Annotated in this window: 31 protein-coding genes; 25 read left to right on the forward strand and 6 right to left on the reverse strand. The window is 40.2% G+C overall.

All coding sequences use genetic code 11. The features are described from left to right. Positions 1–278: 278 nt before the first annotated feature. Positions 279–494, reverse strand: a complete 216-nt coding sequence (locus tag V7L95_RS13595) for a hypothetical protein (RefSeq protein WP_017359423.1) — start codon at positions 492–494, stop codon at positions 279–281. Between the two features lie 167 nt (positions 495–661). On the opposite strand from V7L95_RS13595, the gene V7L95_RS13600 reads away from it, so the two are divergent. Continuing rightward, positions 662–838 carry a hypothetical protein gene (locus V7L95_RS13600; RefSeq protein WP_008348014.1) on the forward strand — a complete coding sequence of 59 codons (177 nt, stop codon included), beginning with the start codon at positions 662–664 and terminating at the stop codon, positions 836–838. 227 nt (positions 839–1,065) lie between these two features. Here V7L95_RS13600 and V7L95_RS13605 read toward each other — a convergent pair whose 3' ends face one another. The 3 genes from V7L95_RS13605 to V7L95_RS13615 form a co-directional block, all read right to left on the reverse strand. Continuing rightward, the gene (locus V7L95_RS13605) at positions 1,066–2,343 is read right to left on the reverse strand and encodes an MFS transporter (RefSeq protein WP_008348012.1); all 1,278 of its coding nucleotides are present in this window, start codon (positions 2,341–2,343) and stop codon (positions 1,066–1,068) included. Positions 2,344–2,416: 73 nt separating this feature from the next. Next, positions 2,417–2,914: a L,D-transpeptidase family protein gene (locus V7L95_RS13610; RefSeq protein ID WP_008348009.1), complete on the reverse strand. Its 498-nt coding sequence runs from the start codon at positions 2,912–2,914 to the stop codon at positions 2,417–2,419. Positions 2,915–3,070: 156 nt separating this feature from the next. Then, positions 3,071–3,928 (reverse strand): metallophosphoesterase, encoded by an 858-nt coding sequence (locus tag V7L95_RS13615; RefSeq protein ID WP_017359422.1) that lies wholly within the window; start codon positions 3,926–3,928, stop codon positions 3,071–3,073. Between the two features lie 139 nt (positions 3,929–4,067). Between V7L95_RS13615 and fadH the strand changes: the two genes are divergently transcribed. The 15 genes from fadH to V7L95_RS13690 all read left to right on the forward strand — a co-directional run bounded on the left by fadH (position 4,068) and on the right by V7L95_RS13690 (position 15,126). Then, positions 4,068–4,832, forward strand: coding sequence for a 2,4-dienoyl-CoA reductase (fadH, locus tag V7L95_RS13620; RefSeq protein ID WP_046527698.1), 765 nt, complete (start codon positions 4,068–4,070; stop codon positions 4,830–4,832). Positions 4,833–4,896: 64 nt separating this feature from the next. Continuing rightward, on the forward strand, positions 4,897–6,117 hold the full coding sequence (locus V7L95_RS13625; RefSeq protein WP_008348004.1) for an EAL-associated domain-containing protein: 1,221 nt from the start codon (positions 4,897–4,899) through the stop codon (positions 6,115–6,117). Positions 6,118–6,377: 260 nt separating this feature from the next. Further along, a complete protein-coding gene (locus V7L95_RS13630; RefSeq protein ID WP_007498675.1) occupies positions 6,378–7,274 on the forward strand; it encodes a manganese catalase family protein in 897 nt (298 codons plus the stop codon). Positions 7,275–7,458: 184 nt separating this feature from the next. Further along, complete coding sequence (locus V7L95_RS13635) at positions 7,459–7,701, forward strand: DUF1797 family protein (RefSeq protein WP_003212254.1); 243 nt, start codon at positions 7,459–7,461, stop codon at positions 7,699–7,701. 139 nt (positions 7,702–7,840) lie between these two features. Further along, positions 7,841–8,356, forward strand: a complete 516-nt coding sequence (locus V7L95_RS13640; RefSeq protein ID WP_251185960.1) for a ribonuclease H-like YkuK family protein — start codon at positions 7,841–7,843, stop codon at positions 8,354–8,356. A 149-nt stretch (positions 8,357–8,505) separates the two neighbouring features. Continuing rightward, positions 8,506–8,697: an antirepressor AbbA gene (abbA, locus tag V7L95_RS13645; RefSeq protein WP_008347999.1), complete on the forward strand. Its 192-nt coding sequence runs from the start codon at positions 8,506–8,508 to the stop codon at positions 8,695–8,697. Between the two features lie 146 nt (positions 8,698–8,843). After that, positions 8,844–9,287: a cyclic-di-AMP-binding protein CbpB gene (gene cbpB / locus V7L95_RS13650; RefSeq protein WP_007498671.1), complete on the forward strand. Its 444-nt coding sequence runs from the start codon at positions 8,844–8,846 to the stop codon at positions 9,285–9,287. A 96-nt stretch (positions 9,288–9,383) separates the two neighbouring features. After that, positions 9,384–10,265 carry a LysR family transcriptional regulator gene (locus tag V7L95_RS13655; RefSeq protein ID WP_144740322.1) on the forward strand — a complete coding sequence of 294 codons (882 nt, stop codon included), beginning with the start codon at positions 9,384–9,386 and terminating at the stop codon, positions 10,263–10,265. Between the two features lie 93 nt (positions 10,266–10,358). Further along, on the forward strand, positions 10,359–10,766 hold the full coding sequence (locus V7L95_RS13660; protein WP_017359420.1) for a DUF4275 family protein: 408 nt from the start codon (positions 10,359–10,361) through the stop codon (positions 10,764–10,766). 199 nt (positions 10,767–10,965) lie between these two features. Beyond that, entirely contained in the window at positions 10,966–11,442 is a 477-nt protein-coding gene (locus V7L95_RS13665) for a flavodoxin (protein WP_017359419.1), read from the forward strand. Next, positions 11,432–12,325 carry a hypothetical protein gene (locus tag V7L95_RS13670; RefSeq protein ID WP_017359418.1) on the forward strand — a complete coding sequence of 298 codons (894 nt, stop codon included), beginning with the start codon at positions 11,432–11,434 and terminating at the stop codon, positions 12,323–12,325. The genes V7L95_RS13665 and V7L95_RS13670 overlap by 11 nt, the downstream gene beginning before the upstream one ends. Before the next feature lie 16 nt (positions 12,326–12,341). After that, positions 12,342–12,800 carry a flavodoxin gene (locus V7L95_RS13675; protein ID WP_008347989.1) on the forward strand — a complete coding sequence of 153 codons (459 nt, stop codon included), beginning with the start codon at positions 12,342–12,344 and terminating at the stop codon, positions 12,798–12,800. Between the two features lie 109 nt (positions 12,801–12,909). After that, positions 12,910–13,620 carry a 2,3,4,5-tetrahydropyridine-2,6-dicarboxylate N-acetyltransferase gene (gene dapD, locus V7L95_RS13680; protein WP_008347987.1) on the forward strand — a complete coding sequence of 237 codons (711 nt, stop codon included), beginning with the start codon at positions 12,910–12,912 and terminating at the stop codon, positions 13,618–13,620. Positions 13,621–13,654: 34 nt separating this feature from the next. Further along, positions 13,655–14,833: an N-acetyldiaminopimelate deacetylase gene (locus tag V7L95_RS13685; RefSeq protein WP_340966871.1), complete on the forward strand. Its 1,179-nt coding sequence runs from the start codon at positions 13,655–13,657 to the stop codon at positions 14,831–14,833. Positions 14,834–14,883: 50 nt separating this feature from the next. Further along, on the forward strand, positions 14,884–15,126 hold the full coding sequence (locus V7L95_RS13690) for a YkuS family protein (protein WP_003211408.1): 243 nt from the start codon (positions 14,884–14,886) through the stop codon (positions 15,124–15,126). A 24-nt stretch (positions 15,127–15,150) separates the two neighbouring features. Here the strand turns inward: V7L95_RS13690 and V7L95_RS13695 are convergent, their stop codons facing one another. Beyond that, positions 15,151–15,960, reverse strand: a complete 810-nt coding sequence (locus tag V7L95_RS13695; protein ID WP_017359416.1) for a mechanosensitive ion channel family protein — start codon at positions 15,958–15,960, stop codon at positions 15,151–15,153. A gap of 271 nt (positions 15,961–16,231) precedes the next feature. Here V7L95_RS13695 and ahpA point away from each other — a divergent pair, with 271 nt between their 5' ends. The 3 genes from ahpA (at position 16,232) to V7L95_RS13710 (ending at position 18,571) form a co-directional block, all read left to right on the forward strand. Then, a complete protein-coding gene (ahpA, locus tag V7L95_RS13700) occupies positions 16,232–16,774 on the forward strand; it encodes a biofilm-specific peroxidase AhpA (protein ID WP_007498654.1) in 543 nt (180 codons plus the stop codon). 275 nt (positions 16,775–17,049) lie between these two features. Further along, entirely contained in the window at positions 17,050–17,508 is a 459-nt protein-coding gene (locus V7L95_RS13705; RefSeq protein ID WP_008345174.1) for a TlpA disulfide reductase family protein, read from the forward strand. A 481-nt stretch (positions 17,509–17,989) separates the two neighbouring features. Further along, positions 17,990–18,571: a hypothetical protein gene (locus V7L95_RS13710; RefSeq protein WP_007498648.1), complete on the forward strand. Its 582-nt coding sequence runs from the start codon at positions 17,990–17,992 to the stop codon at positions 18,569–18,571. Between the two features lie 62 nt (positions 18,572–18,633). Here V7L95_RS13710 and V7L95_RS13715 read toward each other — a convergent pair whose 3' ends face one another. Further along, positions 18,634–19,551 (reverse strand): hypothetical protein, encoded by a 918-nt coding sequence (locus tag V7L95_RS13715; protein WP_017359415.1) that lies wholly within the window; start codon positions 19,549–19,551, stop codon positions 18,634–18,636. Positions 19,552–19,634: 83 nt separating this feature from the next. On the opposite strand from V7L95_RS13715, the gene V7L95_RS13720 reads away from it, so the two are divergent. From V7L95_RS13720 to moaD, 6 genes are read left to right on the forward strand one after another with little or no spacing between them, the layout of a single operon-like run. Continuing rightward, positions 19,635–20,216, forward strand: a complete 582-nt coding sequence (locus V7L95_RS13720; protein ID WP_017359414.1) for a molybdenum cofactor guanylyltransferase — start codon at positions 19,635–19,637, stop codon at positions 20,214–20,216. Between the two features lie 29 nt (positions 20,217–20,245). Next, positions 20,246–21,262, forward strand: a complete 1,017-nt coding sequence (locus V7L95_RS13725; RefSeq protein WP_017359413.1) for a MoeB/ThiF family adenylyltransferase — start codon at positions 20,246–20,248, stop codon at positions 21,260–21,262. A 9-nt stretch (positions 21,263–21,271) separates the two neighbouring features. Next, positions 21,272–22,546: a gephyrin-like molybdotransferase Glp gene (gene glp, locus V7L95_RS13730; RefSeq protein WP_340966879.1), complete on the forward strand. Its 1,275-nt coding sequence runs from the start codon at positions 21,272–21,274 to the stop codon at positions 22,544–22,546. Then, positions 22,528–23,055, forward strand: coding sequence for a molybdopterin-guanine dinucleotide biosynthesis protein B (gene mobB / locus V7L95_RS13735; protein ID WP_129548265.1), 528 nt, complete (start codon positions 22,528–22,530; stop codon positions 23,053–23,055). Before glp ends, mobB begins: the two co-directional genes overlap by 19 nt. Further along, on the forward strand, positions 23,048–23,539 hold the full coding sequence (locus tag V7L95_RS13740; RefSeq protein ID WP_008345161.1) for a molybdenum cofactor biosynthesis protein MoaE: 492 nt from the start codon (positions 23,048–23,050) through the stop codon (positions 23,537–23,539). The genes mobB and V7L95_RS13740 overlap by 8 nt, the downstream gene beginning before the upstream one ends. Then, positions 23,532–23,765 (forward strand): molybdopterin converting factor subunit 1, encoded by a 234-nt coding sequence (gene moaD / locus V7L95_RS13745; RefSeq protein ID WP_008345159.1) that lies wholly within the window; start codon positions 23,532–23,534, stop codon positions 23,763–23,765. Before V7L95_RS13740 ends, moaD begins: the two co-directional genes overlap by 8 nt. Positions 23,766–23,796: the final 31 nt, after the last annotated feature.

Here is a 23,796-nt window from a genome sequence, read left to right on the forward strand (position 1 = left end):
CTTTTCCAGTGGATAGGGACAGCGTGTTTTGTATACATGATATTATTCATGGCATTATACCAGCCTAAAATAAGAGGGGAAAAGAAGAAATTGGGTTCATTGATAGATGATAGGTAAATTAAATATGTGAAATGTATATAAAGTGAACTATTAAACATAGATAACTACCTATTTTAAAATAAATGGGTAGTTAATGACTTATATGAGAACGGGATTGCCGGATAAAATCTACCATATGCAAGACAATCAAAGTCGAACATATGGCTTAAAAACATGGACTATTTCGTATGGCTAGAATAAGCACAGTAAAAACAGCCGTTAAAATCAGTTTCACACGTCATTTTTTTGGCTTCATCCATGGCGCTTTCACTGTTCATGTGCAGACCAATCAACGTACGACTTGCTGCATCACCTAAAAATGCGCAGTCTTCTGTATGTACAACATATTGTCCTTGATCATTTTTTGTATGAATAAAATAATAGCTTTTTAGCATACCCCTCACCTCCAACCTGACTATCCTACTATAAAACTTCCAATAATGTAAAGGTTTTTTATTAAAATTGTTGCAATTTTATGCACATTCCTTTTATTTTATAAAAAGGAAAATATATTATAAAATATGAAGATCAAAGTCAATGAGGACAGAAAGGACGGTTTAGATTGAAAGATATTTTAACTCCTTTATTGGTCGCTTTTGTCGTTGGAGGCATTGTGTACGTGATAGATGATCGGCCGATTCATCCTTTTCTTCTTTTTCTCATCTTATTTATTAGCATTTATACAGTCGATAGAATCGTTCATTTTGCTTCGAATCATTTCCATGAGCAGAAAAAATAATCGTCGTTTATGTTACACCCATGAAAAAAGGACTTTCTATAGAAGAAAGTCCTTTCAGCGTGTAGACAAACCCTCGCAATCTTTGTCAGTCCTGCGTGCTGGTGCTCACGAATGTGAAATTCGCTCCGCTCCATTACTCGCCCTTCCTAGACTGCAAAGGTTTTCTATCACGCTGAAAAGAAGAAAAAGGGCTAAAATAAACATTATTTTAGCCCTTTTTGCTTCATCTATTGTACTCCCTGTCCTTTTAATTCACGTTGCACATCTAAATCGGCAGCTTCTCTGCTGAACTTTGGCAGTGTAATGAAGTAAAAAAGGAAAACGAGTAAAATAATAATACCCATTCCGTAATAAATGTAAGAAACATTGGTGATGAGCTTTGGAAATAACACGGCAATTAAACCTAGCGTCATTGATTGTGCAAACATGGTGAGCGGATCAACCCACCCTGATACGCGTCCCATCAGACGAGGGTGAACAATTCTTGGGAGCCAGCCTCCAATGACAATGTTGACTGGACCAATACATGTACCAATGACAAATGATGTGACATAAAATAACCATAATGTATGGGTAGAACCAAGGACAAAAATTAAAATACCTGCAACTAGAATTGGAATCGACATGAGATATTGCATCTTTACCTTTTTCGCAAGAATAGAGCCAAGTAAGCTTCCAACTAGAAGTCCGGCACCGATCGCGATCGTAAAAAAGGATGTATGCAGTTCAAAATGGTCCGGTGAAAGACCGTATTTCATTGTAAACATCGGAAGAACGGCAAATGCGCCATTTACAAGACCAAAAACAAAAAAGCCGAAAATTAAAGAAGCCAATAATTTATTTTTTAAAATATAGAGAATGCCTTCTTTAAAATCTTTTAGAGACGTTTTAACGGTCATGCCTTTCCAGCCTGCTTGTCCATTTGGCTGTCGTGCTTCAATTGGAATATTGCATGATCGAATGAGAATACCGGAAATAATAAAACTGACCAAATCAATGGTAATGGCACCGTGAAGTCCAATCGTTTTATACATAATGGCACCTATTCCAACACCAAATACCATAAACAAACTAAACAGCATCTGATTTAAACCAGCAGCTTTTGCATATTGATCTTTATTTAATATGGCCTGAACGAGAGAGGCTTCAGCTGGATAGAAGAACTTCGTAATGGCACTTCGTATAAACAAGATCAAGAAAATAAGCGGCAGTGAATTAAAATAAATGACGATAAATAAAACGATCGTCAGCCCAGCTCGTATCCAATCACAATTCTCTGCGACTTTTTTACGATCAAAACGGTCTGCGACCACACCGACCATAAAAAAGACAAAGATCGTAGGCAGTGAATACATTAGCTCTGCTAAAGTGGCGTAAGCGGGCTGATGACTAAAATGATCGAGCAAATAAAAGGCAAACGCCATATTGCCTACTGTTGTCCCCATTTGCGAGGCAAGTGCTGCAAAAAAGAGACGAACAAAATTTCTGTTTTTAAAAATATCCATAAATACGCTCCTTAACCTGAAGATCCCACTTTCTATCATATAAAATTTTAACCATTCGTACAATTGATTTCTCCTACTGGCTAATGGTCACAGGTGTTCCATTTGGAACAATTGAAGCAAGTTCGATAACATTCTGATTGTACATGCGAATGCACCCTCTAGACACAGCTTTACCAATTGAAGACGGGTTATTCGTTCCATGGATGCCATAATGAACTTTTGAAAGGCTCAGCCAATAGGCGCCAAAGGGACCTCCTGGGTTTGGCTGTCTGTTGACAATATAATAAGAACCTGTCGGTGTCATGTTTAATATTCTGCCGGTTGCAATCGGGTATGAGCGCAAGAGCTGTGATCCAGAAAACAGCACGAGACGTTTCGCTGAAATTGACACAGATATGCGGTAAGGGATCGTGTTAGGATCCGGTAACCCAGGGATGATGATGACTTCATTTTGTTCTGGTTCGCGGGCTTGAAGTGACGGATTTGCAGCCTTTAAAGCATCTGTTGTTGTTCGAAAATCAAGTGCTATAGAAGCAAGTGTTTCTCCACTTTTTACCGTGTATCGCAGCACGAAAGCACACTCCTTTTACTCAAATAAAAGAAGCCATGATCCCCGCCTCACATATACTATATGGACGGGATCAGGCCCAGTAAGGTTTCTCCTAACATTTGTCATGAGAATGATCTTTGTTTATACATATGCAGGAAAAGGTGATTTGGCTTCTCTTTACACGTGAGATGTTAAGGTGAAAAAAGTGATTTCAGGTTTGGCTAAAAACCGAAGCGGCAGTCTAGTTGTCCCAAGCCCGCGGTTGACATAAATACGGTGCTGATAGCTACCGTATAAGCCTTCGACATATGTACGCCCAAAAGGTGCTGTGAGAATCGGTCCATAGAAAGGAAGCTGTATTTGACCACCATGCGTATGCCCAGAAAGCTGCAAGTTAATAGGTATTGTTTCAAGCTCTAGTGCGGCATCAGGCTCATGCACAAGCAATAACGTAAAGAGATCAGAAGAGACTTCTCGTTTAATGAAATGGTAATCAGGCATACTCATCATGAGATCATCCAGTGTAGCAATCTGTATGCGTCCGCCTTCTTTTTCTAAGTGAAATACTTCATTTTTACATAATGTAAAACCGCAAGCTTTCATCGTTTCCTCATATAGATCAATGCCAAATGGTCCGTAGTCATGATTTCCGCATATGGCAAACTTTCCAAACGGAGCATCAAGCTTAGACAAAGAGGCTTTGGCTTTTTCATGTTCTTCAATCGATGATTCAAAATCAACAAGATCACCTGTAAACACAATGAGATCGGGAGATGCAGCGTTGATCTTTTGGACAACAGTCTCTAAATCTTTTGCAGGGAATGTATCACTTAAATGAACGTCACTAAATTGCGCAATTTTAAACTGGTCAAAAGAAGCCGGTAGCTGAGCATCATGAATGGTGAGTGATACGGTGTCGATCATGCGCGGCTCAATGTACCGGGCATAGCCATAACCGGATGTGGTCGCCAAAAGTCCGAGAATACTCGCACCAGCTGCTCCTTTTAAAAACTGCCTACGGGAAAGTTGCTTCATATAAGACTCCTTTAAAAATAAATTTAAGTATAGCATGATTTTTGATGAATCTCCCATATGGTGTATGGAGGGGAAATCATGATATGATAGATGGATAATGAATGAATAGTCATTCAAAACACACAAAGGGGGAGAACAAATGACGAAGCAAACAGTGATTGTCACAGGGGGATCAAGCGGAATGGGAAAGGCGATGGCGACTCATTTGGCACTCGGGGGCTGGAATGTTTTGATTACTGGAAGAACAGAAGAGACCCTTGAAACAACGGCAAATGAAATCAAACAGCAAGGTGGTTCGATCGCTTATTTTCAAATGGACGTGCGACATCCAGAAGATGCTGATCAAATGGTGAAGTTTGCAGTAGATACATTTGGTGATGTGGATGCACTTATTAATAACGCAGCAGGCAACTTTTTAGTTCCAGCAGAAAAACTTTCTCCTAACGGCTGGAAAGCGGTCATTGATATTGTGCTAAATGGCACCTTTTTTTGCAGCCATGCAGTGGGCAACTATTGGATTCGTCAAAAGAAAAGCGGAAGTATGATCAACATGGTCGCCACATATGCATGGGGGGCTGGTGTTGGTGTAGCGCATTCAGCAGCCGCAAAAGCAGGCGTACTATCACTTACCCGAACGCTTGCAGTCGAATGGGGAAAGCAATATCGCATTCGCGTAAATGCCATTGCGCCGGGGCCCATTGAAAGAACAGGTGGTGCTGATAAACTGTGGGAATCTGAAGAGGCTGCCCAAAGAACATTAGATAGTGTTCCGCTCGGTAGACTTGGCACACCAGAAGAAATTGCAGAACTTGCGAGTTTCTTATTATCTGAGCATGCATCTTATATGAATGGAGATTGTATCACGATGGATGGGGGGCAATGGCTCAACCAATCACCATTTTGAATGACCGTGTAAGACCTGCTTTTGATATGGTATAATCACACAAAGAGAGAAGCAGGTGATGAAAATGGTCGATCCATTGGATATTTTAACGAATATTGAAGATGTTTTCCCGCACTATCAAGCGATCTTCAGTGCGGAGGAACAAAAAGTGATAGGCTATGAGATTCTTGGAAGAATGAAGCTTGAGTCGGGAACAGTTAGTCTAGGCTCCTTCTTTACGGATTCATCTATTCCTGACGAATATAAATTGGAAGTAGATCACAAAGTATTAAGTCAAGCGCTTGATCTCTTCACAACCGCTGATGAAGATTTGCTCATCTTTATTAATCATGATGCGAATGTCCTCATGCTTGATCATGGCGAAAGTTTTTTAGAACTTTTAAAAGAATATGAAGCAAAGGGTATTCAGCTTAGCCGGTTTGTCATTGAAATTACTGAACATACGTTTAGCGGCGACATTGAACAGCTTTACCATACGTTAACGTATTATCGTACATATGGGATCAAAATCGCCGTATCTAATATAGGAAAAGAAAGCAGCAATCTTGACCGGATTGCTCTGCTTTCACCTGATCTATTAAAAATAGATCTACAGGCTTTAAGAGCTTCGTCTCCATCTCCTTCCTATGAATATGTGTTATACAGCATTTCACTTCTTGCAAGAAAAATAGGAGCGGCTTTAATCTATGAAGATATTGAAGCGAATTTTCAGCTGCAATATGCATGGAGAAATGGCGGAAGATATTTTCAAGGCTTCTACCTTCACGAGCCTGCGGCAGAATTAATTGACCGGAACAAACGAAAAGAACAGCTTAAAGAAGAATTTCAGCAATTCATTGCCCATGAGAAAAAGAAACTCCAAGCTGTCTATGAACATTCTGAAACCTTTTATAAGCGAATACATCAAGCCGTCAGTACGTTAAAAAAATCATGCAGCACAAATGATGAACTTATACAAAAACTGGCACATGAACTAACCGATTGCAGCTTTCGCATTTATATGTGTAATGAAGAAGGGTTTCAAATCACTGGGAATGTGTTTAAGAAAGAGAAAGAATGGCTGTTTCAGCCAGAGTATATAGAGAAAAACTGGAGCTGGCGCCCTTATTTTCTAGCGAATATTCTTCAAATGAGAATTAGCGGAAAAGGATTTTTCAGCGATATCTACAGTGATTTAGAAACTGGAGAACGAATACGTACGTTTTCTTATCCGTTAGAGGGAGACGTGTATTTGTTTGTAGATCTTCCGTATGCGTATCTCTATGAGCAGGAAGGATTAATTTAAAAGCAGCCGTCATGGCTGTTTTTTTATTAGAAAAAAGATAGAAAAAATGGTTGACAATGAAACTGATAATCATTATCATTTAGTTATAGAGAGAAGCTACTCTCTGTTCCCCAACCCCTCTATCAGATCAAGATCCAAAAAACTTGGCGCTACCCCCGCCAAGTTTTTTTTGTGCGCCAATCATTCCCTTCATGCATAGGACATCCCAATTCATCCATACACCTTAAATGATGATAGTTAGACAGTAGGAGGGAAAAGTCATGATCAAACGTGACAAGCGGCTGCTGATTGATTTACCAATGCCTGATCACCCAGATGCAAATGGTGCAGCGGCTGTGCAAGAATTACTCGGCGGAAAATTTGGTGAAATGTCCACATTAAATAACTACATGTTTCAATCGTTTAACTTTAGAGGGAAACGAAAGCTCAAACCATTTTATGATCTTGTATCAAGTATTACAGCTGAAGAATTCGGTCATGTAGAGCTTGTGACAACTGCAGTCAATCTCATGATTACGGGAACCACCCATGGGGGCGATCCAGATACGACCCCGATGAAAGCGGCTGTTGATAAACGAAATACGCAGCATTTTATCCAAACGGCACAAACAGGCTATCCGTTTGACTCCATGGCAAAGCCGTGGACAGGTGAGAATGTGTTCTCAAGTGGTAATCTGATTCTGGATCTTCTTCATAACTTCTTCCTAGAGTGCGGAGCTCGTACGCATAAAATGCGCGTATATGAAATGACGGATCACCCTACGGCAAGAGAAATGATCGGTTATTTACTTGTCAGAGGCGGCGTACATGTTGTGGCGTATGCAAAAGCCCTTGAGGTAGCGACAGGAGTAGATGTTGGGAAGATGCTGCCGATTCCAAATCTCGACAATAAATACTTTGATTCTGCAAGAAAGTTTGAAGATCAAAATGTTCATACAAAGCTGTATACATTTAGTGACACGGATTATAAGGATATCAATCAAATTTGGAAAGGAAACCATCCGATTGATGGAAAGCCGCTGACAGTTATTGAGGGCACGCCAAAAGGTGCACCCGTGCCAGATTATAGAGATTTGCCGGAAGAGTTTGCTCCAGGTATTTCAAAAGAAGATTTTGACGAAATTGCGAAACGCCTGATGAGATCGGCCGGTTTATAAAAAACAAGATGCATGAGATAAGAAAAAAGACTCAAAATAAAAAAACAGATTCTTTTTCTTTTTTTGAATTCAAGAGGAAAAATATCATCTGAGAACACTTTATGGTATGATGCTTTGTAGGACTTGTGTATAATCAATACGGGTTCATCTTGAGTTGTTTTTTTGAAAGGAGTCTTTTTTTAGAATGTCACAATTAATGGGTATCATTACAAGGCTGCAAAGTCTTCAAGAGACAGCAGAAGCTGCAAACGAGCCGGCACAGCGTTATTTCGAAGTGAACGGTGAGAAAATCTGTAGTGTTAAGTATTTCGAAAAGAATCAAACGTTTGAATTGACTGTTTTTCAACAAGGGGATAAGCCAAACACTTTCCCATTTGACAACATTGATATGATTTCGATTGAGATTTTTGAGCTTCTACAATCCTAAGCTGAATCGTATGAAATGTTTTTTCTAAGAATTCCTTCGTTGATTGCGGAAGCATACACTTCATAGGTGATAAGCAAAAGGAAGATGATCATTCAGTGCAATATTCGGATAAGAGACCATTAAAAAGGAGTTCCTTTCTGTGAGTGATTCTTTTTTCTTTAATCTTTCTGAAGAGCATTTAGCGTTTTCTGATGTTGTCATGAGAATGAAAGACTTTATTCAAAAAGACCCGAGATCTGTTTATGTACTATCAATTGGTACGGACTCTCAGGTCAATCAGAATGTCACAACATTTATGACTGCTATTCATCTTCACCGGATCGGCAAAGGAGCTTGGGGCTGTCTCACGCAGCAAGTGTTGAATCGGCCTGTACAAAGTCTTAGAGAAAAAATTTCATTAGAGACAGCGTTTAGCCAAAAGGTATGTGCAGACATCCTTGAGGGACCTTTAACAGAACTGATGGATTTGCTTCTTCCGTTTGCTGAGGAAGGGGCAGACCTTCGTTTTGAAGTCCATCTAGATATTGGCAAAAAAGGAAGTACAAAAGAGCTGATCAAGGAAATGACCGGAATGATCACAGCCATGGGAATTGAAGCAAAAATAAAACCCGACTCATACGCAGCATTTTGCTACGCCAATCGATACACAAAATAAATTCCGTCATTTTTCTCCAAACGTTGTCGAAACGTGCGGTTGACGATTCGATTCTAGTTCCTTATTCTAGCTGTATAGAGAGGAAGCAGACATTCAAACGCCTGCTAATCAATATAAAAGCATATATGAAACAGGGGGCCTGATGTTGAATGAGCGTCATCGAAAATCGTTTTAATGAAGAAGAGAAAAAGCTATTATTAAACGTATTACTGAATCAGGAATATGCTGTCGAATTACTAAGCAGTGAGATCAATGATATAGAATGTGGAACAAAAAATGTCGACGACAATACGTATAAGAAATTGATCACATTGTATGACAGAGTAAGGTTTGAGAATTAATATCGATTGAACATTCTATTAGATACTCTACGCTGAGTATCTTTTTTATGCAGAAAAAAATCTTTCGACAAAATTCGTTTTAGTTTATGCTTAATGTTAAAGGGGAATGTTTGATTGATGATTGAGAGAAAAGGGGTCGAAGAAACATGATAGAGATAGAACCGGCTCAATTACTTGAGTCAACAGTAGCTGAGCATATGATTGATGCAGATAAAGTGGCACACGTTCAAATTGGAAATAATCTTGAGCACGCCCTATTGGTCCTGACAAAAACAGGATATACAGCCATACCTGTTCTGGATGCTTCTTATCACCTTCATGGGTTAATTGGAACAAATATGATCATGGATAAAATCTTTGGCTTAGAACGAATTGAATTTGAAAAGCTCGACCAATTGAAGGTAGAAGAGGTCATGCTATCAGATATTCCAAGACTGAAAACGACGGATCCTGTTTTAAAAGGCGTTCACGCTGTGACGAATAATGGATTTGTTTGTGTGGAAAATGAAGAGCAAGTATTCGAAGGAATTTTCACTCGGCGTGTTGTATTAAAGCGCTTAAATGAGGTCATTCATTCCGCAAAAAAATGAGCTGCAGCCCAGCTTATTTTTTTTGCCTTCATAAGCTATTATTTATATAATGACTATATAAAATAAGAAAAACTTATCAAGAGAAGGAGGGCGTTCATGCAGCTTCAAGAGTTACATATGCTTGTTGTACTTAGTGAGGAATTGAATATGAGAAAGGCTTCAGAGCGGCTCTTTGTCTCTCAGCCTGCCTTATCTCAAAGACTGCAAACGATTGAAAAAGAGTGGGGAACCAAAATCTTTTTTCGTTCACAAAAAGGCTTGACAGTCACTTCAGCTGGCGAACAGATTATTCAATTCGCCAAAGAGGTCACGACTGAGCAGGATCGAGTGCGAGAGAGAATTGACGAGCTTGAAGGAGACATTCACGGTACACTCAAGCTTGCAGTTGCGTCCATTATTGGTCAGCACTGGCTGCCAAAGGTGTTGAAGCGGTATGTCGAGAAATACCCAAATGCCAAAGTATCTCTTGTGACAGGCTGGAGCAGTGAGATGCTTAAAAGTCTGTATGAAGACCATGTCCACATCGGCATCATTCGCGGGAATCCTGATTGGAAGGGCACAAAGGAATACTTAATGACCGATCATTTATATTTAGTCGATTCTGTTATCAAGGACGTGGATGAGTTAATTGAGACAGAACGCCCGTTGATTCAATTTAAAAGTGATAGCACCTATTATCAAGAAATTCAGCACTGGTGGCATCAAAAGTTTAAAGTGTCGCCAAAACAGACGATTCTTGTGGACCAGATTGAGACATGTAAACAAATGGCCTATCACGGTATCGGCTACGCCATTTTGCCTTCGGTCACCCTATATGATCATGAGAAAAGCGTACACAAAACCCCGCTCGTAGACGCAAATGGAGAGCAAATCGGACGTGACACGTGGCTGTTAGGATATGAAGCCTCTTTTCAGTTAAAACAAGTTCAAGCATTTGTTGGTGTGGTGAAAGAAATGCTTGAAAGTGAGGCAGTGTAAGTACTTCTGGAAGAGGAGGTGCTTTTTTAGGATATTGGGTTTTTAATAGATTTACATGTTTCATACTGAAAAAGAAGAAAGCTGGAAGAAATGATGACAAATCAACAAAAAAAGAAGACGGATATACCGAAGTGGGGAACTTATTTACGCGAGAGATGGCGTGGACGTTTTGCAAGTCATCTTTCTTTAGAAGAACAAAAAGAGATTGGAATGGATGGCTTCCTATGGCACTTATGTAGCTGGGGAAAAGTTGAATGCCTTGAAAAAGAGGCAGCGATAAACGCCTTTCATCAGCAATCAAAGCATACATGTACTCTTTTTTATCAATTTACTCAAGAAGCGTATCTGTTTGAAAACGCCGCTGACCTGTCAGTGAAGGAATTGCCATATACAGACGGACACATGGACTATAGCGATCTGTATGTCATGGATTGGGAAGAAAATTGGACATTTGTGATGACGCACGAAACCGATTGCGGTCCATATTTTATTCAGAAATAAAAAAAGAGTACATCACAAAGAGATAGAGTGATGATCAATTAAAGCCGCCTTCCAATTGGAATGAGCGGTTTTTTGATGTACGTCATGTGTATTTTGAACAGCACCTTTTCATAAAACATTTGACAATGAAAATCATTATCATTTAAAGTGTACATATAATAATTGAAAATGATTATCATTTAGATGAGGTGACCAATAGATGAAAGCACTAATTGCATTTGCGAGTATGTCTGGCAATACGGAAGATATGGCAGCGATCTTAAAACAAACGCTTGAAGGAAAAGGGATAGAGACAGAGATGATGGAATTTGACGACACAAGTGCAGAAGATCTTTCTTCATACGATTATGTCATGATCGGCTCTTATACATGGGGTGACGGTGATTTACCTTATGAAGCTGAAGATTTTTATGACGAGGTCTCAGCACTTGAACTTAGTCACATCAAAGCGGCGGTATTTGGATCAGGCGATTACAGTTATCCGAAGTTTTGCGAGGCTGTTCATACCTTTCATGACATGCTGAAATCGACAGGTGCATCCGTATTTCCTGAAACATTGAAAATGGAACTTGCGCCAGATACAGATGAAGATGTAGCGTGCTGTGAGGAGTTTGCAACGAGCTTTTTAACGTGGGCATCATTGTCTGAGAAAAGAGTTGAAAATCATGTTTCATAAAGGTGCGACAGCTGTTGCTGCGTCTAAAAGTGGCGGCTACTTTGTTGCTGTCAAACGAGAAGGTATTTTTCATTACAGTGTGGAGGGCGGATGGCAGCAGCTTTTTAAGCTCAAGCATAAAATCCATGCTATCAGTTATATTGGTTCGTATTTGTTCGGTGTTGGTGAAAATGGAACTGTCATACGATCAGGAGATGAGGGCCACACATGGGCGTTATCATCTTTTCCGACAAATGCAGTTGTTTGGTCTATTACAGGACGCAAAGATGGGTTTGTATGCGCACATGGAAAGCATAGTATTTATGTGTCAACCGATTTCGGAATTTCCTGGGAAATTATGAAGCCATTTGCTCATGTAAATCAGCCCCCTGTGATTCGCTCATTATGTGTAGCCGGTGATTATCTTTATATTGGAACACAGATTCATGAGGTGCATGGAGGAATATGGGTGTATGACTTCCAAAGTGAACAGGTTTTTCTCCTAAACAGAGAAGAGCACCGAATGACTGCTTCTATGCTGCTTTGCGGGGAACACCTCCTTGTCTGTGCGTTGGGCTCTAAAAAAGGGAAAAGAGGATCTGTTCAAATTTTAGACTTACATACAAATATGCTGCATGATATTCAATCACAAGCTTTTGCGCGAGAGGAATCATTTTTGGATGTGTCAGAGGATAACGGCATTGTGTACGTGACCACCTCACAGGACGAGCATGGATTTTCTAAGGTATATCAGCTTGATATAGAGCAAAAAGAGCTCAAGTGGTTTGATACGATCAAAGGGCACGGTTTTCGTGTCGCCAATCAAAAGGAGAATTTTTTCTGTGCGGGTTTATATGAAAGTAAGTTTGTCAGGCCTTATGAGGAACCTGCACTGATTCATTAATAAGGAGGAAGAAAAAGTGACGAAAAAAGTTTTATTGGTGTATGCCACAATGTCAGGAAATACAGAAGCAATGGCTGATTTAATCGAAAAAGGATTAAAGGAAGCTGGGGCTAGCGTGGATCGGCATGAAGCGATGGATATTGATGCTGAACTTCTTCATGATTACTCGCACATTCTGTTAGGTGCATATACTTGGGGAGATGGTGATCTTCCAGATGATTTTATTGATCTATATGAGGAAATGGAAGAGCTGGATTTGACGGGTAAAGCATTTGCTGTATTCGGTTCTGGAGATACATCTTATGAACATTTTTGCGGAGCTGTGGATTTAATTGAAGAAAAAGTGAAAGAACTGGGCGGTGATATCGTCCTACCATCCATCAAAATTGAGCTGAATCCAGAAGGAAACGAGGAAGAGGAATTGATTTCTTTTGGTAGACAATTTGTTCATCTTCACCAGCAAGAAGCGGGATAAAGAGGCCCGCTTGTTTTATTTGCCAAGGCGCAGACGATTCTTTCACTTGTCATTAAAACTCTCCTTTGGTACAGTAATGAAGTATAAATTAAGAGGAGGACATACATACATGAAACAAATGGACGCTAATGAAATTATTTCATTTATTCAAAATAGTACAAAATCAACACCTGTGAAAGTCTACATTAAAGGGGACTTAGAAGGTATTGAATTTGGTGAACATGCAAAAACATTTATCACAGGTAACACTGGTGTTGTCTTCGGTGAGTGGAGCGAAATTCAAGAAGCTCTAGCATCAAACAAAGACAAAATTGAAGATGTTGTCGTGGAAAATGACCGTCGTAACTCTGCGATTCCTATGTTGGATTTGAAAAACATCAAAGCACGTATTGAGCCAGGTGCAATCATTCGTGATCAAGTGGAAATTGGCGATAATGCAGTCATCATGATGGGTGCTTCTATTAATATTGGTTCAGTCATCGGTGAAGGTACGATGATTGATATGAACGTTGTTCTTGGCGGCCGTGCGACAGTAGGTAAGAACTGTCATATCGGTGCGGGATCTGTTCTTGCAGGTGTTATTGAGCCGCCTTCTGCTAAGCCAGTTGTAGTAGAAGATGATGTTGTCATCGGTGCAAACGCTGTTGTTTTAGAAGGTGTGACAATTGGAAAAGGTGCAGTTGTAGCAGCTGGAGCGATCGTTGTGAACGATGTCGAGCCTTACACGGTTGTAGCAGGTACACCTGCAAAGAAAATCAAAGACATTGATGAAAAAACAAAAGGTAAAACTGAAATCAAACAAGAACTGCGTCAGCTTTAATTGACACAATTCGCAGCTGAAGACATAGACGTGGATGATATATCCACGTCTTATTCGTATAGAGGAAAGGAAGCGAGTTCACTTGTTAAATCGTGAGCAATTAATATCCATTCGAAGAGATTTGCACCAAATTCCTGAGCTTGGTTTTAAGGAATTTAAAACACAAGCTTACCTCATCAAGCATCTCGAATCGTACCCAACAGATCGAATTGAGATGGAAACATGGCGGACTGGACTTTTTGTGAAAGTAAAAGGGACAAATCCTGCGCGTGTCTTTGCGTATCGTGCAGATATGGACGGATTATCTATCCCTGAAGAAACGGGCTACCCATTTCAATCGGTACATGAAGGCTACATGCATGCATGTGGACATGATCTTCATATGACCATTGCTCTTGGTATCATTGATCATTTCGTGCATCAGCCAATCAAAGAAGATCTGCTATTTATTTTCCAACCGGCAGAAGAAGGGCCAGGCGGAGCTGAACCAATGCTTGCAAGTGATGTTCTAAAAAAGTGGACGCCAGACTTTATTACAGCGCTGCATATTGCACCTGAATATCCAGTCGGCACGATTGCAACAAAGCCGGGCCTATTATTTGCTAATACGAGTGAGCTTGTGATCGATCTTGAAGGAAAAGGCGGGCATGCCGCATACCCTCATTTAGCAAATGATATGGTGGTGGCTGCAAGTGCACTAGTAGGGCAGCTGCAATCGGTGATTTCACGAAATGTGGACCCTCTTGATAGTGCCGTCATTACAGTTGGCACGATTACAGGTGGCACTGCTCAAAATATCATTGCGCAGCATGCAAAGCTTGATGGTACCATTCGCACGCTCTCGCCAGAGTCTATGGAAAAGGTGAGAAAACGAATTGAAGCACTTGCAAAGGGAATTGAAATTGGCTATGAATGCAAGGTGACAGTTCGATACCCTTCATCTTATTACGAAGTGGACAATTCAAAGGATTTGACAGAAGAATTTATGTCATATGTAGCCGAAGAAGGTCTTGCGAACGTCATTGAATGCAGAGAAGCGATGACAGGAGAAGATTTCGGCTACATGCTGAAAAAATACCCTGGGTTCATGTTTTGGCTAGGGGTAGATTCAGAATATGGTCTGCACCATGCAAAACTCACGCCTGACGAAAATGCGATTGAAACAGCTGTGAACGTCATGACGGCTTATTTTAAAAAGCAAGCAGGTGAATGAATAATCAAATGGTCTCCTGTACACCTTATGAACAGGAGGTGTTCTTGATTATGACAAGAATTGGTGTAGAACCATCTTTATCCGATGTAGAAGAGCTTTTGAAGCAAAAAGGGTATGATGTCGTACGTATTCAAAATGAACAGCAAATGGATCAGTGTGACTGCTATGTGGTCACAGGACTAGATTCAAATGTTCTTGGCATTTCAGACACAACGACAAAGGCATCTGTCATTACAGCGTCAGGTATGACGGCTGATGAAATTTGTCAAGAAGTAGAACAGCGTGTTCAATAAAACTAACAAAAAAGAACCAGGATATTATGATCCTGGTTCTTTTTGCTCTTTGGCTAGATCGAGTGCTTCTTTCATTTTTTTGCGCAGAATTCGTTCGACACGCCACTGCTCCATCGTTTCAGTTTTTGCAATGATACGAAGGACGAGGGATGAAGAGCCAAATGATTCCACTCCAACGACTTGAGGACCTTCGATGATTTGCGGCAGGCTCTCACGAACTTCATCACAGGCTGCTTGCAAAGTGGTGATCATCTGATCCACATTTTCATCTGGGGATAATTCGATATCAACGAGTGCCTGCATCGTCCCTCGTGAATGATTGCTTACATTCAGTATACTTCGGTTCGGAATGAAATGAAGAGTGCCATCAAAGCTTCTAAGCTGTGTTGTTCTCAGTCCAATTTGTTCAACGATCCCATCGAAACCAGCAACCGTTATATACTCGCCGACATCAAATTGTTTTTCCAGCAGTATGAAGAAGCCTGTCACAATATCACTCACCAATCCCTGAGCGCCAAATCCAATGGCAAGTCCTACAACACCTGCGCCAGCCAGCAAGGCGGTTGGGTTATAATGAAATAAGTCGAGGATCATCACAACTAGAATAAAAATCAGCAAGTAGGCGAAAATATTTAAGGTAAGACTTTGCAGCGTTTGAGCTCGTGATAAAGAGACATCGTGCTTCTCAGAGAATGCTGAATAGGCACGCTTAATCATCTTGTTTCCAATCGCTCTGATGATAAAATAAATCACAAAAATAGCAATGAGTTTTAGAAAAATCATACTGATATTCATGATGATGGAAACCCAATCTACTTGTTCAAGTGCTTTCATGATCTTCAAAACCTTTCTATGTATGTGCGAAATGAGAAGCTAATCATTTGTTCCCTTATGCAAGTCATGTTAAACTTTTAATAGTTGGAGCGAGAGATTGTGACAAATCGTTAATTAAATTTATTATTAATTAATATTGACTAAAAATCGCTTAAGTATTATAATTATATTTGTGAAGTTATTAACTAAATGAGAATTCAACCTATTGATTCTCATTTTATATACAGCTAAGAAGTCTGTATAAAGATATTAATTTTGGAGGGATTTACATATGGCAGAGCGTTTTGTAGGAAAACAAGCTCCACGTTTTGAAATGGAAGCAGTACTTGCTAATAAGGAATTTGGTAAAGTGAGTTTAGAGGAAAACATCAAGAATGACAAATGGACAGTTCTTTTCTTCTATCCAATGGATTTCACTTTTGTTTGTCCAACTGAAATTACAGCAATGAGCGATCGTTATGATGAGTTTGAAGATTTAGATGCAGAAATCATTGGTGTATCTACTGATACAATCCATACGCATCTTGCTTGGATCAACACAGATCGTAAAGACAATGGTCTTGGTGAATTAAAATATCCACTAGCTGCTGACACAAACCACACAGTATCTAGAGAATACGGTGTTTTAATTGAAGAAGAAGGAATTGCACTTCGTGGTCTATTCATCATTAACCCAGAAGGCGAACTTCAATATCAAACAGTATTCCACAACAATATCGGTCGTGATGTAGATGAGACACTACGTGTTCTTCAAGCATTACAAACTGGTGGACTTTGCCCAGCGAACTGGAAACCTGGTCAAAAAACACTTTAATTGATAGTTGAAGAAACAGTCTAACGGGTGTTAGACCTTCAGATTGTTGACAAAGGGCTAAAATGAACTTGATTTTAGCCCTTTGTCTTCTTTTCAGCGTGATAGAAAACCTTTGAAGTCTAGGAAGAACGAGTACTGGCGCGAAGCGAATGTGACATTCGTGAGTACCAGCACGCAGGACCGAAAAAGAATGCGAGGGTTTGTCTACATGCTGGGGTCTAACTGATGTTAGACTTTTTTATTTCGAGACATACAATGGATGGAGGCGCTTCAAAATGAAATTACGTCAACCAATGCCGGAACTAACTGGTGCAAAAGAATGGTTAAATGGAGAAGTAACAAGAGAAGAATTAATTGGTGATAAACCAACATTGATCCACTTCTGGTCAGTTAGCTGTCACCTTTGTAAAGAGGCGATGCCGCAAGTGAACCAATTCCGTGATGAATACAAAGATCAACTAAACGTGATCGCAGTTCACATGCCACGTTCAGAGGATGACCTTGATCTAGAAAAAATCAAAGAGGTTGCAAATGAGCATGAAATCACACAGCCAATCTTTGTAGACAGCGACCATAAATTAACAGAAGCATTTGAGAACGAATATGTACCAGCTTACTATGTATTCGATAAAACAGGTGCTTTACGCCACTTCCAAGCTGGCGGAAGCGGTATGAAAATGCTTGAAAAACGTGTCAATCGAGTTCTTTCTGAGTCTGAAAAGGCTGCAGAATAGGCTTTCCCCCCATGAATGGGGGTTTTTTCATGGGGAAAAATAGGAGACATATTGCACTGGATGAATATGATTGTAGGTGGAATGCCTAAGAAAAGAGAAAATGAGGGATTTCATTAAAAAAATTTCCTAAAATAAAAAGGTATTATGACCTATTTACATTTTTATTTTGAAATGAAAATGTAAAGATTTTAACTTTTTACTATTCAGAACGTTTTTGCACAAAAGAAATTTCAGTTTGGTAAATAACTATATAAATCAAGTAGTATAAGCATTTATTCAAAATTTTTACAATATTTTAAAGGTGGTCAAAAGCCTATAGTGGCAATGAAATGGGTGCCGATTTTTCTTCTTTGGCAAAATTTTAGTTGGAAATACCTATCTGATAGCAAACTGTAAAATGATAAAAAAATAGTTGATAAAATTAGTTTTCTAATCTAATATTTACTATAGAATATTTTTTATATGATGAGGGGGAAATCCATTGTTTAATGAGAGGGAAGCGTTACGTTTACGATTGGAACAATTAAATGAAGCAGAAGTAAAGGTCATCCGTGAATATCAAATTGAACGAGATGCGATTTACGCAAAACTAAGAGAATTAGACCGTCAAGGTACAGGTCTCGTCACAGATACAAAAAAAGAAGTACGTACAGAGAGAAAAACAGATTCACTGCCTGTATTAGCTGAGCTGGCTGCACAAGAAATGAGAAGCTACAATCAGCCTGCGCAAACGCAGTCAAACGTTACATCATCTTTAGGAACAGGTCAGCTAAATGGTGCACCTGTAGGTATTCCTGAAGGATCTACAAGACGCAGAAGAGGCACAGCTAGACCTGGATCAAAGGCAGCTAAGCTTCGTGAAGCTGCAATCAAAACATTAAAGCGTCATAATGCGGCGATTAAAAGCTCTGAACTTCAAAAAGAGATTGAAAAAGAGAGCGGTCTTGAAATTCCAAATATGACAACGTTTATGCAAAGCTTAATTAAAATGTACCCAGAAGTGAAGAAACCTTATCGCGGACAGTATATTTTAGAAGGCGACATTCAAACAGAAGACGAATAAATAAAAAAGAAACTGCTGGGCGTAAATGCCAGCAGTTTTTTCTTGCGTACGTGATGAATGAATCACTTTTTTTGATCAACTGTATAGACAATCTTTCGTTCTTTGGGCATGTTGTCGCGCTGTTTTTTAAATCTATCGATCTTCACTGTCATGACCTCTCCACTCCGCTGCACCGCATCAACTTTTGCCTGGAGCGTTTCTACTTGTTCGTTTAGTTTCTTCAAAATCGGTCCTATTTCTTCGGTTGTTTGTAAAATAGGGTCTTGTGAGAACGGCTCGGCATTTGTTTGGGCTGACTGGTCGATATCAGCAAAATGAGAAGCGATCCATTCCTCGCTTTCGGCCAACTGTTTTTGGTAGCTCGTGAGCGTTTCATAAAAAATGGCTTCTTTTGCTTTTTCGATTTGCAGTAATTTTTCTTGTGTTTCATAAAAACGCTCCTGTAGATGCCGGACGCCTTCTTGTAATAAATGAAGCTCTGCGTTTTTATCGCCTAGAGTTTGCTGCAGTTTTTCAATCACGGCGGATAAAGTATTTCCTTTTTTCTCCTCTTTTGCAAGCTGTTTATCTTGGTCTAGTAATCGCTCCTGTAGTTGCTGAGACATTTCCTTATATTTTACAACCTTCAAATGCAATCGGTGCTTTTCCTCTGTTTCTTTTCGTCTATGATAGGTTTCCTTTTGCAGCATTTCATGAAGAAGGACGATTTTATGTAATAATTCCGATTTGCTATAAGAGAGATCTTGTATTTTAGATGATGCTTCGTCTTGGTCAATGGTCATTTCATCCAATTGTTGTTTTAATTGAGTGAAATCCTTTTTCATCTCATGATATTCTTGAGATAGCTTCTTGTTTTTAGCATAGGTATACGTGGACTGTAAATCTGAAATTATCTGTTGATATTTGGCCGTTTCAGCTTTTAAAAATAGATTTTCTTGAGACAGATCATGGAATAGGGGAGAAGCATGGCGCCGGTTCATAGGTAGACCCTCCTTATTCATGTTATCAATAAAGTATGCGAAATGAGTGCGATTAGAACAACCATATCAAAGGGGATGAGATGATGAGAATAGTGAATGTGATACTAGCCGGAGGTGCTTCTAGGCGTTTTGGAGAGCCAAAGGCAAGTCATGTCTATCAGGGGAAACCACTATATGAACATGTGAAAGAGCAACTTTTGAAAGGGGAAACCGTCATCATCAGTCACCCTAAGCTTCTGCCTTTTTTCAAAGCAAGAGGGGAACAAGCTGTTTGGTTAGATGATGAACAGGTGCGTGGGTATGGCCCGCTTGCAGGTATATATACCGCTATGCAAAAGCAAGAAGCAGAGTGGTATTTAGTGACGGCATGTGATATGCCATTCATACGAAAAGAGACAGCCGTCGCTTTATCTTCTTATTGCCATAAGCATGTAGATGCTGTGGTTCCGATGGTGCAGGGAAGATTACAGCCGTTATTTGCGCTTTATCACCGCCGCAGTCTTCCGTTTATTTCTGCGTGTTTAAAAGAGAATCAATTAGCTATCAAAGACTTATTACAAAAACTTCACGTCCAGGTTGTTCCAGCCGACGAACTGAACGTGGCACCAAATGAATTTCATAATATCAATAAAAGAAGCGATTTACCTGAAAACGGTATGATATGATACATAAAAACGAGAAGGAGAGAACAATATTGAACGAGCGATATTCAAGGCAAATCTTGTTCCCTCCGGTAGGCGAAAAAGGGCAGTCTGCACTTGCCGAAAGTCATGTCCTTATTGTTGGAGCGGGTGCACTTGGAACAGCATCTGCTGAAGGGCTTGTCCGATCTGGAATTGGTACTTTGACGATTGTAGATCGTGATTATGTCGAATTCTCAAATTTACAGCGGCAGCAGCTGTACACTGAACACGATGCAAAGATGCATGTGCCAAAAGCGGCAGCAGCTAAAAAACGTCTCCAAGAGATCAACCATGAAGTGACCATTCACGCTCTTATTGAAGATGCAGGAGTAGAGCTGTTAAGACCTTTATTCCGAAAAGCAAATATCGTCATTGATGCGACTGATAATTTTGAGACAAGAATGGTGATGAATGACTTATCTTTAGAAACAAATACGCCTTGGATTTACGGTGCCTGTGTGAGCAGTCAGGGAATGTATATGACCATTTTGCCGGGCAAAACACCTTGCTTATCATGTGTGTTTACCTCAGTGCCTGTTGGGGGTTTGACATGTGATACAGCTGGTATTATTTCTCCTGCTGTCCAAATGGTGTCGGCTTATCAGCAAACAGAGGCATTAAAATATTTAACAGGGCATGAAGAGCATATGGAGCGAAAGTTTGTCACGTTTGATTTGTGGCAGTCGTCTTCGTTTAAAATGGATGTATCTCGTACGAAGCAGGAGAGCTGTCCTTCTTGCGGCACAAATAGAACGTATCCATATTTACAGGAACAGCGCAAAAAAACAGCGGTTCTTTGCGGACGTGACACCGTTCAAATCATATCGAAGGATTTAGAAAACCTTTCATTTCAGCATGTAAAAGAGCGTCTGTCCTCTATTTGTGAGGTGGAAGTGAACGATTTTTTAATTCATATACGCTATGAAAGACACCGTATCGTTTGTTTTAAAGGAGGACGTGTATTAATCCATGGGACAAATGATGAAAAAGTAGCCAATTCATTACTAGCAAGACTGCTAGGCATATAGGAGTGAGAAGTGATGGAAAGACGACAGCCAATTCCAGTAGAAGAGGCAGTAAAGAAAGTCCACCAATTTCAAAAACATGGACAAGTCGAATGGGTTCCTTTAAAGAACAGCCTTGGAAGATGGATTGCAGAGGATATTTTAGCAGATCACGATGTTCCTGCCTTTGATCGTTCTCCGTATGATGGTTTTGCACTTCGAGCAGAAGATACAAAGGATGCATCGAGCGAGCATCCGGTTGAATTTGAGGTCATTGATCATATAGGGGCAGGTATTGTTTCTGCAAAAACGATCGGTCCTTTTCAAGCGATTCGCATCATGACAGGAGCGAAGATTCCAAAAGGAGCAAATGTTGTGATCATGCTCGAATTGACGAAAACATTTGAAAAAGACGGCAAATCAATGATGTCACTTAAAAGACCTCTGAAAAAGGGAGACAATATTTCTCGGCAAGGAGAAGAGACCCTCAAAGGGAACGTCATGATCAAAAAAGGCTCAAAAGTAACCCCAGGCGTGACGGCGATATTGGCAACGTTCGGGTATGCGGTTGTGCCAGTCGCCAAAAAACCGGTGATCGGTATCATCTCAACAGGTACCGAGCTCCTACAAGTAAGTGATGCCATGGTGGACGGTAAAATTAGAAATAGTAACCTAAGTATGGTGTACGCCCAGGTTCTTGAAGCTGGAGGAGAACCGCTTGATTTAGGCGGTGTATCCGATGATTTTGATCAAAGCTATGAAGCCGTAAAAGCAGCCTTAAGCAAAGTTGATATGCTCATCACAACAGGCGGTGTATCGGTAGGTGATTTTGACTTTTTACCTGCTATTTATGAAAAACTAGGTGCAGAGGTGTTGTTTAATAAAGTGGCCATGAGACCTGGAAGTGTGACGACCGTTGCGGCGTTGCCAAATGGTCAATTGCTTTATGGGCTGTCAGGAAATCCAGCTGCCTGTTTTGTTGGCTTTGAACTATTTGTCAAACCGATCATTTATAAATGGTGTTTGAAAGAAAATCCATTTCCCGTTTTTTCTGAGGCGAAGCTGACACATGATTTTCCAAAAGCCAATCCGTTCACACGATTTGTTAGAGCATCACTTGATTTCACTGGCAGTCAGCTGAGTGTGACGCCAACAGGTCTTGATAAATCTAGTGCTGTGACATCGATTGCTCATGCTGATTGTTTCATTGTATTGCCCGGAGGAACAAGAGGGTTTAGTGCAGGTGACCAGGTCAGCGTTCTGCTATTTCACCACGAAGGCGGTGCTCCATGTTGGATGACAAATTAAACATTCTACAAGTCGTGGGCTATCAAAATAGTGGTAAAACGACGCTGATCGAAAAATTATGTCAGCTGGCGGATGAAGAAGAAATGCAGCTAGGCTGCTTCAAACATCACGGACATGGCGGAAAGCCAGACCGTCTGTTCAAACAAAAAGATACGGATCGATATGTTCAAGCGGGTGCATTTGCCGCAGGTGTGGAGGGAGAAGGTGAATGTCACTTTTTCATAGGGCACATGACATTCGCACAACTACTCAACATGTGTCAGCATCTTCCTTTAGATGCCGTCTTGATCGAAGGATACAAACAGGCGCCTTACCGCAAAATCCTGTGTGTCAAAGACGAACAGGAACTCATTGATCTTTCAACACTTTCTCATATACAAGCAGCCATTTATTTCAATAAAGAAATACAATTCACTGAGAAATACCCGTTTCCTGTGTTTTCAGCATTTGATAAGCGCGGGATCACATTTGCTTTTAATTTATTGAAGGGGGAAGCCTTGTATGAATGAACTTTTTAAGATCACAAAAGAGCCAATTGATGTGAATGAATTGATTCAGCATGTCACAAGACGCAAAGCGGGAGCCATTACGACATTCATAGGCACGGTAAGAGAATGGACAAATGGCAAAAAAACGCTGCGTTTAACATATGAAGCATACATACCAATGGCGGAAAATATGTTGAGTCAAATTGGACAAGAAATAAAAAAACGCTGGCCCGATACAGAAGCTGCTATTGTGCATCGTATTGGCACTCTTGAGATATGTGACATTGCAGTGGCAATAGCTGTTTCATCACCTCATCGGAAAGCTGCATACGAAGCCAATGAATATGCGATTGAACGAATAAAGGAAATAGTTCCTATTTGGAAAAAGGAATACTGGGAAGATGGAGAGGCTTGGATAGGTGATCAGCTTGAAACCGTTTCATACCCGGAAGGAAAACCTAGTACTCTCCAACTTAACGAGAAAGAAGGGAAGCGGCATGATTAGCGTATTATTGTTCGCCGGCCTTGCTGAGAAGGCCGGTAAACAACAAATCATCATTCAAAAAGATCAAACAACGGTTGATGAGATTAAAATAGAATTACAGGAGGTATATGGTGTTGATACTGCACAAAACGTGATGGTTGCAGTCAACGAAATATATACGAGGGGAAATGCTGAAGTGCGTAGCGGGGACACTGTTGCACTCATTCCTCCTGTAAGTGGTGGATAATAGATATTAGAGGATTTGGTTATGGCCGGCG

This window comes from Bacillus sp. PPSBB_11 (assembly GCF_038023285.1).
GTDB lineage: Bacteria > Bacillota > Bacilli > Bacillales > Bacillaceae > Bacillus > Bacillus altitudinis.